The organism is Streptomyces sp. NPDC005728 (genome assembly GCF_040630895.1).
Taxonomy (GTDB): domain Bacteria; phylum Actinomycetota; class Actinomycetes; order Streptomycetales; family Streptomycetaceae; genus Streptomyces.
In genome coordinates this window covers 1-13,283 of sequence record NZ_JBEXYL010000157.1, presented here as the reverse complement: position 1 = coordinate 13,283, position 13,283 = coordinate 1, and the positions used below count along the sequence as shown (strand labels likewise).

General features: G+C 64.8%; 14 protein-coding genes and 3 pseudogenes. 10 read left to right on the top strand and 7 right to left on the bottom strand.

Annotation, left to right across the window (positions count from 1 at the left end; translation table 11 throughout):
• Window positions 1-227 precede the first annotated feature (227 nt).
• Window positions 228-1,250, top strand: coding sequence for a MarR family transcriptional regulator (locus tag ABZ471_RS44860; RefSeq protein ID WP_359074928.1), 1,023 nt, complete (start codon window positions 228-230; stop codon window positions 1,248-1,250).
• Between the two features lie 45 nt (window positions 1,251-1,295).
• On the opposite strand, the gene ABZ471_RS44855 is transcribed toward ABZ471_RS44860, so the two are convergent.
• From ABZ471_RS44855 to ABZ471_RS44835, 5 genes and pseudogenes are all read right to left on the bottom strand, one after another.
• Window positions 1,296-1,691: a hypothetical protein gene (locus tag ABZ471_RS44855; protein WP_359074927.1), complete on the bottom strand. Its 396-nt coding sequence runs from the start codon at window positions 1,689-1,691 to the stop codon at window positions 1,296-1,298.
• Between the two features lie 448 nt (window positions 1,692-2,139).
• Complete coding sequence (locus ABZ471_RS44850) at window positions 2,140-2,724, bottom strand: hypothetical protein (protein WP_359074926.1); 585 nt, start codon at window positions 2,722-2,724, stop codon at window positions 2,140-2,142.
• Between the two features lie 23 nt (window positions 2,725-2,747).
• A pseudogene (locus ABZ471_RS44845) lies at window positions 2,748-2,939 on the bottom strand (IS5/IS1182 family transposase); the annotation flags it as partial.
• A pseudogene (locus ABZ471_RS44840) lies at window positions 2,936-3,298 on the bottom strand (IS5 family transposase); the annotation flags it as partial. The pseudogenes ABZ471_RS44845 and ABZ471_RS44840, both read right to left, overlap by 4 nt.
• 103 nt (window positions 3,299-3,401) lie before the next feature.
• Window positions 3,402-3,566: pseudogene (locus ABZ471_RS44835) on the bottom strand (PLP-dependent aminotransferase family protein); the annotation flags it as partial.
• A gap of 192 nt (window positions 3,567-3,758) precedes the next feature.
• Between ABZ471_RS44835 and ABZ471_RS44830 the strand changes: the two are divergent.
• A complete protein-coding gene (locus ABZ471_RS44830; protein WP_359074925.1) occupies window positions 3,759-4,676 on the top strand; it encodes an NADP-dependent oxidoreductase in 918 nt (305 codons plus the stop codon).
• Window positions 4,677-5,208: 532 nt separating this feature from the next.
• The gene (locus tag ABZ471_RS44825; RefSeq protein WP_359074924.1) at window positions 5,209-6,168 is read left to right on the top strand and encodes a helix-turn-helix domain-containing protein; all 960 of its coding nucleotides are present in this window, start codon (window positions 5,209-5,211) and stop codon (window positions 6,166-6,168) included.
• Window positions 6,169-6,424: 256 nt separating this feature from the next.
• On the opposite strand, the gene ABZ471_RS44820 is transcribed toward ABZ471_RS44825, so the two are convergent.
• Entirely contained in the window at window positions 6,425-6,955 is a 531-nt protein-coding gene (locus ABZ471_RS44820) for a ricin-type beta-trefoil lectin domain protein (protein WP_359074923.1), read from the bottom strand.
• Between the two features lie 1,292 nt (window positions 6,956-8,247).
• A complete protein-coding gene (locus ABZ471_RS44815; RefSeq protein ID WP_359074922.1) occupies window positions 8,248-8,571 on the bottom strand; it encodes a hypothetical protein in 324 nt (107 codons plus the stop codon).
• Between the two features lie 297 nt (window positions 8,572-8,868).
• Between ABZ471_RS44815 and ABZ471_RS44810 the strand changes: the two genes are divergently transcribed.
• The 7 genes from ABZ471_RS44810 to ABZ471_RS44780 all read left to right on the top strand — a co-directional run bounded on the left by ABZ471_RS44810 (window position 8,869) and on the right by ABZ471_RS44780 (window position 12,957).
• The gene (locus tag ABZ471_RS44810) at window positions 8,869-9,183 is read left to right on the top strand and encodes a hypothetical protein (protein WP_359074921.1); all 315 of its coding nucleotides are present in this window, start codon (window positions 8,869-8,871) and stop codon (window positions 9,181-9,183) included.
• A gap of 517 nt (window positions 9,184-9,700) precedes the next feature.
• Window positions 9,701-9,901, top strand: coding sequence for a DUF1918 domain-containing protein (locus ABZ471_RS44805; RefSeq protein WP_359074920.1), 201 nt, complete (start codon window positions 9,701-9,703; stop codon window positions 9,899-9,901).
• Window positions 9,902-10,091: 190 nt separating this feature from the next.
• Complete coding sequence (locus ABZ471_RS44800; protein ID WP_359074919.1) at window positions 10,092-10,337, top strand: hypothetical protein; 246 nt, start codon at window positions 10,092-10,094, stop codon at window positions 10,335-10,337.
• Between the two features lie 362 nt (window positions 10,338-10,699).
• Window positions 10,700-11,056, top strand: coding sequence for a hypothetical protein (locus ABZ471_RS44795; protein ID WP_359074929.1), 357 nt, complete (start codon window positions 10,700-10,702; stop codon window positions 11,054-11,056).
• Between the two features lie 304 nt (window positions 11,057-11,360).
• On the top strand, window positions 11,361-11,699 hold the full coding sequence (locus tag ABZ471_RS44790) for a cyclic-phosphate processing receiver domain-containing protein (RefSeq protein ID WP_359074918.1): 339 nt from the start codon (window positions 11,361-11,363) through the stop codon (window positions 11,697-11,699).
• Between the two features lie 555 nt (window positions 11,700-12,254).
• Window positions 12,255-12,599 (top strand): hypothetical protein, encoded by a 345-nt coding sequence (locus tag ABZ471_RS44785; protein WP_359074917.1) that lies wholly within the window; start codon window positions 12,255-12,257, stop codon window positions 12,597-12,599.
• 121 nt (window positions 12,600-12,720) lie between these two features.
• Window positions 12,721-12,957 (top strand): VOC family protein, encoded by a 237-nt coding sequence (locus tag ABZ471_RS44780; RefSeq protein WP_359074916.1) that lies wholly within the window; start codon window positions 12,721-12,723, stop codon window positions 12,955-12,957.
• The last annotated feature ends 326 nt before the right edge of the window (window positions 12,958-13,283 follow it).

Genomic DNA, 13,283 nt, shown 5'->3' with positions numbered 1-13,283 from the left:
ATCATTTTTTAGAAGTAGACGGATTACGAGATTAATTATAGTTTGTATGGTTTTAATTGGTTTGCTATTAAGATGTGCTTGGCCCTGTAGATGCGGCCAGCTACGCTGGCCGCTGCCGAAGGCCTGATTCAACGATCGACCGCCAGTTCCCCAGCGGCTAGGCTTTTGCATCAGCATGCAAAAGGTCTGGGGCGGACTCGTCGGCGCATGATCCCGGGGGTACCAGGTTGATTCGCATCAGTCTGTCGGCGGGCGACTTGGAGCGATTACAGGTCGCTGACGTGCCTGACTTCGGGTATGAGCTCGCGCTGGGCGGGGCCCACCTGGCCGACCGGACCTCCAGCCGGAAACCGGCGGCGTGGCGGCTGGAAGTCGCCCGGAGCTGGAACCCGGACCACAACAGACTGTTCGACTTGTACACGAACTTCTATATTCCGGCGTTCTTCGATCGGGCCGCCCGGCCAACAGCGTCAGCGATCGACCTTCACTCCCTCTCGGCTACCGCCCATCTGCGGGACCTGGCCCGGTCCGGCGCCCTGACTCCGTTCACCCGTGCGCTCGCCGACGGCCATCCGGACGCGGTGAGCACGTTGAACCGCATACTCACCGGCCTCCGCATGACGGGCCTGGACCCCTACCGTCGAAGGATCACCTCGGTCGTAGCCACCGCTTCAGCGCAGGCAGGAGCTCGTGTCGCGCTCGGCGGCATCGACGGCATGCTGAACTCCTTGCACCCGTCGATCCGGTGGGACGGCCGGAGACTGCTTCTGAACACCCTCGTCGACGCGGACGAGTCCCTCGAGGGGCGTCCTTTGATCTTCCAGCCCACTGCGCTGGCCGCCCGAATCATCTTCGATCCGCTGGTCGACTCGGTGACTGTCATCTATCCCGCTACCGTCGGCGCCATCACGCGAGACCCCGAGCTTTATGGTCCGGCCCCGGCCCTGGTGTCGCTCCTGGGGGCAACGAGAGCCGCGGCACTGGTCGCCGTGGTCAGGGCGCCGGCCCTGACGACCGGACGACTCGCGACAACCCTCGGAGTGTCGGCCGCAGCAGCCTCGCGTCACGCCGCCGTCCTTCGCGAGTCCGGGCTCATCGCCACCGTCCGCAACGGCCAAACAGTCCACCATGCCCCGACACGACTCGGCACAGACCTGGTGTACAGCTCAACCACGGGCAACGATCCTGAGCGCGGCACAGAGAGGATGTCAGCTCCCGAACAGCCGCGCAGACGCTCGGCACGGGTCTGACTTCACCAGCACCCCAGCTGTGGGAAGTAGTCGGCGCCCGACCGATCATGAAACACCCCGGAGTTGCAGCCGGGCAACAGCCGGCAGACTCGTCTCAGCGTCGTTCACGGTGCGCGCCTCAGCAAGGACACTGTCCGAGACCAGCATCTGTGCCTCGTCGTACTGGACCCGATGGGCGTCCATCGCGGTGGCGGCCCTCTGGCGGATCTCGTCCGTCAAGGTACGGTTCGCCATGGCCCGGACGTAGTCGGCCAGTGCGTAACGGCACGTGCGTGCTCGGCTGTTGACGCCGATGTAGCAGTTGCGAAGGCTGTCATGGTGCTGGCGTTCACCTTCCCAGCGGAGCGCCCGGTGGCCGGCGCGTTGGGCCAGGTAACCCGCTGTCACGGTTCCGCCGGCACCCGCGATACCGACCACGAGAGTGGCTAGGGCTGCGTCCATCGACCCTGTACAACAAGCGAGCCCGCCCTCGTCCGCACGGCTTGCGCGTCCTCGACGGTCCATCACGCAGTGCGCGTAGTGGGTGCCGTCATAGGGCCCTGTGTACGCGGGGGCGTGGCACCAACCTCATGAGACGGCACACCTAGAGGGCTTCCTCTGGCTCTCTGAGGGCCCGTGCAGCAGTGGTAAGAAACTCCAACGATGGTACGTGGAGGTCTCTCTGGTAAGTCCGGAAGTCGGCCTCAAACCTGTCCGTGGAAATTCCAGCAGTCATCGCCTGTTCCCATGTCACCCAGGATTGGTAGACCCGATTGGCCAGGGCATGGATGTTATGGGCAGCGACACGAGCTTGGTCCGGTCCCGAGACTCCCGGGCGAAGAACCGCGCGCATAAGCGCCTCACTGGCCGTCATGTAAAGGCTGTCTCGTAAATGCCAGCGGGGTTCACCTCATCGCCCGACGGGGCTCGTCCATCGGTTTCCGCTGGCAGCTTGGGTGTGTCCCAGCAGTTGCGCCTGCTCGCTCTTGAGCCGTGTGAACCTGTCGCGGATGTACTCCCTGAGTTCCCGGCCGGGGAAGGATATGAGTGACAGATGCTCTTCGTAGTTGCCCTGGGCCCATCGCGCAGCAGTGATCTCGTAGCCCGAGACATGGGCGCAAAGCTGGAGGAGGGACTGGGGCATCTCTTCCTCGATGAGGAGGTCGGCCTTGGTGACCACCACGTCTCGCATGGCCTTGATGTTGGGGATGAAGACGGCGGTGGCCCAGGTGCGCCACTGCGCAAGTTCCTGGTCGGTAGGTGGTGTGTCGTGGCGGAAGGGATCGCGACCGTCGGGGCGGGCGTACTTCTCTGAAAAGGTGTCATAGATCCGGCTGTTGGCTTCCATCAGAGCGAACAGCGGCCCGTAGAAGTCACTCAGCTGCTGGTTGACGCGCGTGAGCCGGGCCTGTCGCTGCGCAAGACGCAGTCCGTTCAGATATGTCGCCAGGTAGCCGATGAACGCCAGCACTACGGTCAAGATCACTGTAGCCATGACAGTCGATGCTATGGGGCTCCTCAGCAGCTGAGGGCAAGGTTGTGCATGTGGGCGACGCAGCCGGCAGCCCAGAACACGCCGTCTCCCTTGAGCCTGCAGTCGCGGAGGATTTTCCAGTTCTTCATCCGAGCCAGGACATGCTCGACCCAGGCCCGCACGCGGCGGTGCGCGGCGTTGTGCTGGTCCTTCCACTCCGGCAATCGGTGCTGCCCGGAATGCGAGGTGCCTGTTTGCGGGCTCCTGCAGCGTGCTGATGGGCCCGGCAAGACGTCGAATCCACGCTGACCATGCTTCAGCCGATCCGACCCTCGGCGTCGGCCTTGCCCTCGACGGTCCGCAGGATCCTCTCCCACGTGTCGTCCGCTGACCAGCGGCGATGCCGGTCATACACCGTCTTCCACCTCCCGAACCGTGCTGGCAGGTCCCGCCACGGAATGCCGGTCCGCTACCGGAAGAATATTCTGTTGATCACCCTGCGGTGACTCTTCCAGCGCCCGCACCGCCTTACATTGCTCGGTAGGTGCGGCTCCAATCGAGTCCACTCCAGGTCCGAGAGATCACCCCGCCCCATGTGGGACGGAACGACACAGCCGTCGCCCAGTCACACGGAGCCATCGGACACTGCTTAGGTGTGCTGTCCCGACAGGTTGGTGAAGCGGCCGAAGAAGGCCCTCACCCAGGTCGGCGGCGAGCGTGCGGGAGGAGGGCAGCCGGGTGCCGGGCGCCAGCCGTCCGGAGCGGACCGCTTCCCGCGGCGCCTTCGTCAGCCCTTTGCGCAGGCCCCGCCCGGGCGGCTCGACATACAGGCCGAACCCCAGAGTGGCCCAAGGTTTTACCATGGAAATGGACCACACTCCTGGGCTGCTCCGCTCCTAAGGTCGGAGACATGACGACGAGCGAATAGCAGTCCGGCCGGCGCTGTCCAGATCGGCCGGCCGCGTCCTATCAGCCCCGCCGCGGGGATGTCGAACAGGCTTTCCGTCCCTGCAGCATTTCCACCATAGAGACAAATGGCCGAGGAGAGAATTCCCATGAAAGCGATCGTGGTGACGGACCAGGCTGCGGGAACGGCCGGGATGACGCTGGTGGAGCGGCCCGAGCCGCAGGCAGCGATAAACGATGTCGTCGTTCAGATTCACGCGTCGGGATTCGTCCCGACTGAGATGGCGTGGCCCTCGACCTGGACCGATCGCCTCGACCGTGACCGAACACCGTCGATCCCTGGGCACGAGCTGGCTGGAGTGGTCACTGCCCTCGGCTATGGCACGACGGGACTGTCGGTGGGACAGCGGGTGTTCGGCATCACGGACTGGTATCGCGACGGCACCCTGGCCGAGTACGCGGCGGTCGAGGCACGCAACCTCGCGCCGCTGCCGGGCGATGTCGACTTCACGGTGGGCGCGAGCCTGCCGATCTCGGGCCTGACTGCGTGGCAGGGGCTGTTCGAGCACGGCCGCCTTCAGGCGGGGCAGAGCGTGCTCGTGCACGGTGCGGCCGGCGCAGTCGGGTCGATGGCCACGCAGCTCGCACGTGAGTTCGGTGCGTACGTCATCGGCACCGGACGCGCCGCCGACCGTCAGACGGTGCTCGACTTCGGCGCGAAGGAGTTCGTCGCCCTTGAGAACGACGTAGTGGAAGAGGTCGGCGGTATCGATCTGGTGTTCGATGGTATCGGCGGCGACATCGGGAAGCGGTCCGCAGGTCTGATTCGGGCCGGAGGAACGCTGGTGTCCATCGTCGGCCCGCCGGAGGCGCGGCCCGTCGATGGCCTGGCGGTCGACTTCGTCGTCGAGTCCGATCGTGCCCAACTGAGTGAGATCGTCCGGCGGGTGCAGGACGGGCGACTGCGGACGAACATCGACAACGTCTCGACCCTCGACGATGCCGTCGCCGCCCTCAATCCGACCGAGCGACGCAAGGGGAAGACGATCATCCGGGTTCGTCCGTGAGGACTCGGGGACAGTGGCGGGTCTGTGGCCCACACGCCCCTCACACGTGACCGGTGCGCAACAACGCGGAAGAGCGGGAGACAGTGAGACTGTCTCCCGCTCTTTCATGTCGGCATCCGCCTTGGTCAGCGCTTGATTTCTGCTGATCCTGGGCGAGTGCCCCCGGCAGGATTCGAACCTGCGCACACGGCTCCGGAGCACAATCAGAGTTCGGCTTGTGAATACGCCCTGACCAGCAGATTACTTGATTATGGGAGGTGTGCGGTGCGCTCCTGTATCGCAGATAGTGCGTATCAGGCAGGGAGCGGGGTCATAGTGGGTCACGTCACACCCTCGTGAGGCAGAGCAGAACGGGAGTCGCGTTCGAATGGCTGCGCACCTACGTGCCGAGCGTCCGGCTCGGTCAGCTTCGGTCCGGAACGTCCCGTACACTGCGGTAATCGATCATGATGATGTTCATGTCCGGTCTCTCCGCGCCAAGGCAAGGATCGGACTGCCGCATCGTCATCGGGTGGAGGCTCGTGTGGGAGGCGTGACCGCATCGGCCGCCGAGGTGGCACCAGCAGACAGGTTCGAGTGGTTCCGCGAGGCGGTGTCGACCGAACTGATGCCCCTCACGGTCAGCACGGAGCGAGCGGCCGGCTTCCGCGCAGAGATCACGCATGTGGAGCTGGGCCCCGTTCAGGTTTCAAATTTCGCCTTCTCGCCGGCACGGGGGCGTCGAACCCCTGCCCATATACGGCGGGGCGATCCCGAGCAGTACCAGCTCGCGCTGATCGCAGAAGGCTCGTTCTATACCTCCCAGCTCGGCCACGAGTCACTGGTCACAGGTGACCTGGTACTGACGGACACCTCGCGCCCCATGGAGAACGTCTCAGCCAGTGAGGGCGGACAGGCCCGAGCGGTCATGCTGCAGATACCCCGGTCGGCCCTGCCACTGCGCTCCGACAGGGTGGACCGTCTCCTCGCCCAGCGAATCTCTGCCAGCGAGGGCACAGGGGCGATCCTCGCCAGCTTCCTTGGCACACTGCTCGACCACGGCCCTCGCTGCCGTCCGGAGGAGCTGCTGCGTATGGGATCCATCACGCTCGACTTGGCCACCGCCTGCCTCGCCCAGCAGCTGGGTACGCCGGATCAGGCGCCGGCTGAGGCCCGTTCCCAAGTACTGCTGCAACGGATCCACGGTTTCATCGACCGCAACCTCGACGACCCCGCTCTGACTCCCCAGGCGATCGCCGACCACCACCGCATCTCTCTACGCGGGCTCTACGCGCTCTTCCGCGAACAGCCCACCAGCGTTGCAGCAACCATTCGCCAAAGACGGCTAGAACGCTGCCGCGCCGACCTCGCCTGCCGGGATCTGAGCAGTCATTCCATCCAGGCGATCGCAGCCCGCCGGGGATTTTCCAGCGCCACCGTCTTCAGCCGGGCCTTCCGCGAGCAATTCGGAATCACCCCTACAGGGCATCGCACGCACGCCCTCCAAGCCTGACCGCATGCCGTGTTGAGAAGGGCTTCGACGCCTGAGCACAATGCGCTGAGCCTCAGTGGCCTCCAGCGCAATGACCGCGACCCGTCGGCACGGCGGACGACTCCGGTTGCCAGCCGGCCGGGCTATCCAGCCTTGCCTGGCTGCATTGGCGGGTCGCACCTCGTCGCAGTCCTGTCCCGGCAGAGGTGGAAGCCACGACAAACGACGGAGCCTCAGCGCACAGGCTGAGACTCCGTCACACAGGCACCCGTCGCGGTTAGCCTGCCCACCCCCACCACTGCTCCAGAGGAACCTTGGGGTCGCATGTCCACAGCGTCACCCAAACGCCGTTACCAACGTCCCCCCCGTAGTTCGTCAGGCACTTGTCCGAGTGCATGGTCCGGATGGTCTCGCGGGTGCCATGCGTGCCCTGGAAGTCTTGGACGGGAGATCCGGTGCACGTCCACAGGGTGAGTACGGTGCCATTGTTGTAGCTGTTACCCCGGGGGGTAAGACACTTGCCGCTCACGCTGTGGACAAGATTGTCTCCACGCCAACGCCACAGCATCAGGTCGTTGTTGTTGCACTTCCACAGTGTGACAACCGTCCCATTGGCCGTGCTGTTGCCTTCAGGAGTAGCACAAAAATTGTACGGAAAATCTGGACGTTGATTGGCAAGGCCCGCTCCGTCCACATCAGCTTGCGCCGGGCTGACGGCGACCGCCACCAGCGCGAAGAACGCAGCAGCGATCGTTGTCACCAGTCGAGCCAGGTTCCCCACAACCGAGCTTCTCTTGTAAGAGTTCACCAGTACCCCATGTTTAGCGTCGTAAATCGTTGTCAATCAGCCCATGGCTGAGCCGGAGCAGTCAGTGAGTCAGCTCAGAGGGGCCCTTGCGAGCCAGAGCAGCGCCAGTGGCCATCCGGCGAACCGCACTGTCTGGCGAGCAGGACCGACACGCCCATAGGCCGGTCGCCCCAGGCAGCCCCATGTGAAGCCGACGGCGAGGACGCCCCGACCGGGCAGCCGCAGTCGCCCGGCGATCGTGCAAGGAGTACCGATCGCATCGGTGTCGTGCCTGTCTCCAGCAGTCATGAATGTAGACGTGCGTAGAGTGCGTCGGTGTGCGTGGCGTGCAGGGTTCCTGTGCACTCCGCGCAGCCGACCGCCCCAGCCACAGAGGGTGTCTCCCACTTCATGCCCGCAGCCGCGAGCGCGCCGCCGGGCGCGGCCAGCCGGGGCGAAGAACAGGGGGGCAGGCTGCGCCGCAGGGGCGGCGCGCGCCCGCGCCGTGCGCGGGCCTTGATGAGGTAGGGAAGGTTCACTCCTGCTGCCGGCGCCCTCACGAGCTAGAGCAGATCGGAAGTCGCCTCCGGCTCCTACGCCTAGTGAGAGGTCGGCTTCGCCGACGGGCTGCAACACCGCGGGAGTGTTGCAGCGGTCTGTGACCGGACAGTTCGGACACCGGCACTCTGAGCTGTCCGGGCCGTTTATGCAGGTGAGAGGCCATATCCGGACAGCCGGACAGGTGGGACAGCGGAGAGTCGCGAGAGGGCCCGCACCCTCGGATGCGGGCCCTCTCACAAGTCCGAGTCGCTTACTCCGGAGTGAGTGCGCCGATCAAGCACCACAACGCGCTGACCTGCGGCGGAGCAGATCAGGTGGTGGCGGCGAAACAGATTGTGTCGGGGGTGTGTCGGACGGCCTCCCCCGAGCGACGCGGCTGAGCTGTGAGCCCGACATGCCTTCCTCGACCACCCTTCAACCACGCTGCAATGCCGTCGACCAGAGTGAGCCGCGCCGGCGGAAGCGTGGCGGTGAGACCTTGGGCGATGACCTCTTCGTCCCGAAGGAGCTTGGCTGGGCGCTCGACCTTGGCCGACTGTTCCTCTCACCTGCGGCGCTGGTGCACAGACGACCGCGCTTGTCCGCCGCTGTACGTCGGCGTTGTCTCGCAGTTAGACACGCACCCGGGATGTGATCCAGCTCTTAGAAGATGCGGGCACGCCCCAGAGGCCTGGCCCGGCACATCTGTGCCACTTCCGCGACAAGCTGCCGGGTGCTGACGCCGTCCGCGCTCGTTGCCGTCAGAGTTGCCGTCATTCGAGGGTGCGAAGACCGCGCGTCCGAAAGAAGCGACGCCCCGCCCGGAGAGCCAGGACCAGCACCGTGACCGCCAGCACAACGTTGAGAGTGTCCACGATCATGACGACGGAGTGGGGCGCGAGCAACAGGCTCGGCACCTTGCCGCCGATCATGCCCAGGCCCATGAGGAGAGGGAGCCATGCCCGAAAGAAGCGCATGTCCTGATCGGGACTCGCTCCCTTCCGAACCTTGGTCCGTTCCCACCACCGGCTGCCGATACTCGCGAGGACCAGCGCGCACCCCATCGCGACTACGGACCAGTCCATGAACCGCAGCATCACATCTCCTTGATCGGCAGACGGATCTTCCTCCCGCGGGTGATCGCGGTCAAGGGGCCGACGTCCCACCGCTGCCCTGGCCCTTTTGAGTCCTGGAGCTGTGTGCGGCGCCCCGGGCACGCTCAGACCCTGTGACACTCGCTCTAGGAGTTCGATCGCTGCTCGGCACTGTCGGGGAGCCGTCCGGCTACGCCAGCCGTTCAGGACCGCCTAGGGCTGCTGGTGTCCGGGGCCGTTGATGTCACCTGTGGATGTCAGAACAGTGCAACCGCACGCGCTCGCTGGCACGATGATCCCGTGGTTGACCTGGAGCGCATCAAATCGGAGAGCGTGGCGTACTTCCGATCTCTTGATGAGAGGGCCACGCTGCGGCACCACTTCCGCCACGTCGACGAGGAAGGCGGCTTGTGGCACTTCGAGGCTGTACCCGACCGAGGCGAGTTGGTCGCCATCAAGCAAGCCGAGCTGACTCCGGCCGGCCGACTCCACCGGTACAGCTGGAAGCACCTAGAGGATGAGCACGGCTTCCTGACGGACCAGGCGATTGACCCGGAAGAGGAGCCGCTGGAAGCCATCCCGGCCGAAGAATTCCAGTGGGTGTGGACTCAGTGACAGGGGTGGACAACCACTTTAGGAGCGAGGTGGGGCGAGTGTGGCTCTGAACTGCGCAACCGCCACTTGGACATGCAGGGGGATCAGTTACCCGCTGGCGACCGGCGTTCCCCGTGACTCCCCGCTGGATCTGGCACGGGTGTGGCACGGGGAACTTCTGATCCGTAGCTCTACAGAGAACGGTCGGAGACGGTCATACAGGTCGTGCTTCGGACCCACAGCGGCGCTACCGGGCGGGCTCGGTTGCTGAGGTTGCTGTACTTCGCTGCTGTACAGCAACCATGGACGCTCCCCTGCATGTGGCACCACCCGGGGGTGAGCGGGTGGTGCCTGCGTGAGTTTCCGGACCAGGCGGGGATGTTACGGCGACGTCCGCCCTCATGCGCCGGACCCCATCTACGGGCTAGGGCGAGTCCGCCCATGTAGGTGATCTTGTTGCGGAAATCCCGACATCCACTGCTATGGGCATCACCGTGGATGTCGGAGTAACCCACGCCTCTACATGAGGGAGAACCGTATGCATGCCAGCAAAGGGGATCGGCTCATCGTCCACGGACGCACCGCCGGACAGCAGGATCACGTGGTGGAGATCATCGAAGTACTTGGGCCGGAGGGGACACCGCCGTACAGGGTGAGGGCAGAAGACGGCCACGAGACGATCATGTCTCCTGGGCCTGACAGCGTCATCGACCACCGCAAGGCCGGCGAGACGGCGTAGCCGCGGAAGCTGTTGGCGTATCGGTCGACGCAGCCGACACGAAAACACCCCCTCGGGAAGATCCCAGAGGGGGTGTTGCCCTAGCAGGCGGGTGTGACTGAGGGCCTCGCACCTACGAATGGTCCGAAGATTCCCTGGCTGCAGGAGCCATCGGCGTTCCGCAGCCAAGGGGCTCGCATACCTTCACGTCATGGACTTCAACATCACCGCGGAGGAGGAAGCCGTCGTATTCCACGTGGCGAGCCTCGTCCAGGATGGCCTCTCCCCCACAGATGACGACTTGGCGGAGCAACTGGGCGAAGAGGTCCGCCCACTGCTGCAATCACTCCTGGGCAAGGGTTGGCTTGTGGTCGACGAGGATCGTGAGCTGGCCTTGTCCACGATCGCGCGGCACGTCGTGTCCAGCCGGAGGGACGCCGAGGGGCCGCAGGCATAGCGAGCACGTCAACTGGCGGCTTGGGGCCGCTGTCGGTCGCTATTGGGCGCCGAGGTTGCTGTACTTCGCTGCTGTACAGCACCTGCTTGGAAGATCGCGTATTCGGGCGGCGGCTGACCTGCGAAGTCCCTGACCTGGGCCGGAGCGGGGTCGGCGCCGCTGTTCGCCATGAGTCCCCGCTGCGTCCCGTCGGAACGGGCACGGATGGGGCACGGGGCCTTCTGATTCGTAGCTCTAGCCGGGATCGGTCAGTGACGGCCAGTCCGGCCGCTACCAGGCCCCAGAGGGGCGCTACCGGACGCGGCGGTTGCTGGGGTTGCGGTACCTGGCTGCTGTACCGCAGGATCCAAACGGGGGTGACCATGGAACGGCATGTGCTGGAATTGCTGTTGGCCGGTGATGACGAGGCGTCCGTGATAGCTCTGGCCACCCTCCGCAGCGGCGCCACCTACTGGGTGGGAGACCGGGCACAACCCGCAGGCCAGCATGCCGGAGTCTTCAAGGGCCGTCTTCAGCGCATGCGGATGCACGGACTCGAACCTCATGGGCTGGAACGAGCCGTGCAGCTCGTCCGCGAACATGGCCGGCCCGTACGCACAGGGCTGATCGATTCTGCCGATCGGACATGGACCACCCTGCTCTTCCTCACCGAGGACGGCAGCGCACTAGTGGCCTGCGCCGGCTGGCCGCTGCCGCTTGTCAGGAAGCCACCGCTTTAGGAGCGAGGGTGGGTACTCGCTGGTGTGAGCTGCGGTGACGCTGCCCGAAGCAAGAACCAGTGGTTGCACCGTTGTTGGCGTCGAGTCCCCGTGAGTCCCCGCCTGTTCTGGCACGAGAGTGGCACGGTCTTGCGGTGGTGGTGAGGCAGCCGACGCATCTGGATATGCAGCCCGATCTACAGATCCAGTCTGGAAAATCGTGCGAAAGCGGTGCTCCGCAGTGTGGATATGCAATCTGCATGCGGCGCCGACTACGTCGTCCTCGCTGTTGGGCCCGCCGCGGCGGTGCTGTGATGATGGGCGGGTGAAAGAAGAGTCGCCCGTACCGACGCCCGTCATCCTTGGCATTGACGACCTCCGGCCGCTGCCCTGGGCCACGCGGATCGCGCGCACCAGCGGCGAAGGTGTCAAGCTCCTGCAAGAGCACCGCGACAGCTTCATCGACGAACTCTGGCTCGACCACGACCTCGGTGGCGACGACAGCATCTTGCCCGTGGTGACCCTCATGGAGGAAGCCGCTTTCAACGGACGGCCTTTCCGAGTCGGAACGGTCTTCGTACACAGCGCCAACCCCATTGGCGCCGAGACCGTCGTCCGGTCGCTCACACGCTGGAACTACCAGGTCCGGCGGGCGACGGCCTAGGAATCTGATTTTGAGGTCTGGCCTCATCCTTATCAGGTCGATCACATGGTCTCGACAGCATCAGTCGACGAGCCAACATCCTCGGACGATGGTCCGCTGAGGTCCGGCGTTGGCCGTCACTGTCCGCGCCTGTTGGTGTCAGCCGTTGGTGTCATCGGTTGGTGGCCTACCGTGCGACTGCCCCTTGCGCACGTACATCTGTGATCACTAAACCGCACAGACAGCCCCTGTCAGTCTCCGGGCCGGCGGGGGTTCGTCGTTTTCTACCGGCCGGCTGCCAGCGGATGGGAGGGAACGGCCAATTCCACGACTGGGAACCGGACAAACAACGGAAAGTTCGCGCCACGGATCTTGTGTGGCGCCTGTGAACCCATGAGGGTGCTCCGTGGTGCGACACGCGTTCGATTTTCCTTAGGGGGAAAAGTGAAGGCACGTTGTGTCATCCCGCTTCTCGCGGCGGGGGCCCTGCTGGTGCCGGCTGCCACAGCGTCGGCTGCGGCAGCTCCGAGCGGCAGCACGGGAAGGGCCGTCGCGAAGAGCCCTACTGACGTAGCCGTGTGGTGCACGTTCTTAGGTGAGAAGCCGTTCCAGGTCACCCATAACGGCCCGCTGTTCGCCCAGGGCCATTACACGGGTTGCTCGACTCCGGCGCCCGACAAATGCCGGGCCCAGGTCGATCTTCAGCGGCTCGAAGCCTACGACGGGCACTGGCACGCGGTGAAGCACAAGGACAGCGGGTGGACGAGGTGCAGCGGGCGCTTCACCACCCCGGGGCTCAACTGCGTGCATGATGGCCACAAGGAGACATACAACACTCAGGTGACCCTTCAGGTCGAGTACCACGGACGCTTCAGCGAACCCGAAATCGCAGACACGCACAACACCGTGATCGACTGCTGAAGTCCGTTCACCCGTAACGGCCTGCCGGAGTGATTCGGTAGGCCGTTTTCGGTTTCGGTCGCACAGATGAAAGTGAGACAGCAGCATGCACGTTCATTTTGAAGCCGTAGACCCAGAGAAAATGATCAGGTTCTGGGGCAGCATCCCGGGTCATGGTGCGTACAGCGTTGGTGAAGCGGAATCTCCGGCCGTGCTGCCGGTCGTCACCGTCTTTGCCGGAACGGTCGCCGAACAGGTTCAGACGCTGATCGCCAAAGGCGCCTCTCTGGTGGAACTCCACGATCCCGTGGAAGCCCTGATGACGGATCCGGAAGGCAACAGGTTCATGGTGGTGCTCGACCCCGATCACGAAGCATGACGTTCTCCAGCGTGGATGCGGCCCGGCGTACGGGCCTCGCCCTTCAAGGGCACCGGGGGGACGATCCGGTGTGGGGCGCCTTCACCGTCACCGACGTCGAGGCCTTCCCCAGCCACACACCCTCCCCAGCTCCCATCCCGTACGCCGTCGACCCACACACCGTGGAGCGGGCGTGGTTCATGGCGTCCAGGTGGAGCGCGCTACTGTACGAACGACCTGGACGCCATGGGCCGCGTCTGCTCGGCTCTGCCTGGGTCGACGGTGTACGGGATGGTACGGCAGCGGCTCGCTCGGATAGGAGTGCACATCGATCACGACGGCCCGAC

Coding starts and splice junctions, on each gene's coding strand:
- ABZ471_RS44780 (WP_359074916.1), top strand. CDS start 12,721: ATGATCAGGTTCTGGGGCAGCATCCCGGGTCATGGTGCGTACAGCGTT.
- ABZ471_RS44800 (WP_359074919.1), top strand. CDS start 10,092: ATGGACTTCAACATCACCGCGGAGGAGGAAGCCGTCGTATTCCACGTG.
- ABZ471_RS44795 (WP_359074929.1), top strand. CDS start 10,700: ATGGAACGGCATGTGCTGGAATTGCTGTTGGCCGGTGATGACGAGGCG.
- ABZ471_RS44830 (WP_359074925.1), top strand. CDS start 3,759: ATGAAAGCGATCGTGGTGACGGACCAGGCTGCGGGAACGGCCGGGATG.
- ABZ471_RS44805 (WP_359074920.1), top strand. CDS start 9,701: ATGCATGCCAGCAAAGGGGATCGGCTCATCGTCCACGGACGCACCGCC.
- ABZ471_RS44855 (WP_359074927.1), bottom strand. CDS start 1,691: ATGGACGCAGCCCTAGCCACTCTCGTGGTCGGTATCGCGGGTGCCGGC.
- ABZ471_RS44850 (WP_359074926.1), bottom strand. CDS start 2,724: ATGGCTACAGTGATCTTGACCGTAGTGCTGGCGTTCATCGGCTACCTG.
- ABZ471_RS44815 (WP_359074922.1), bottom strand. CDS start 8,571: ATGCTGCGGTTCATGGACTGGTCCGTAGTCGCGATGGGGTGCGCGCTG.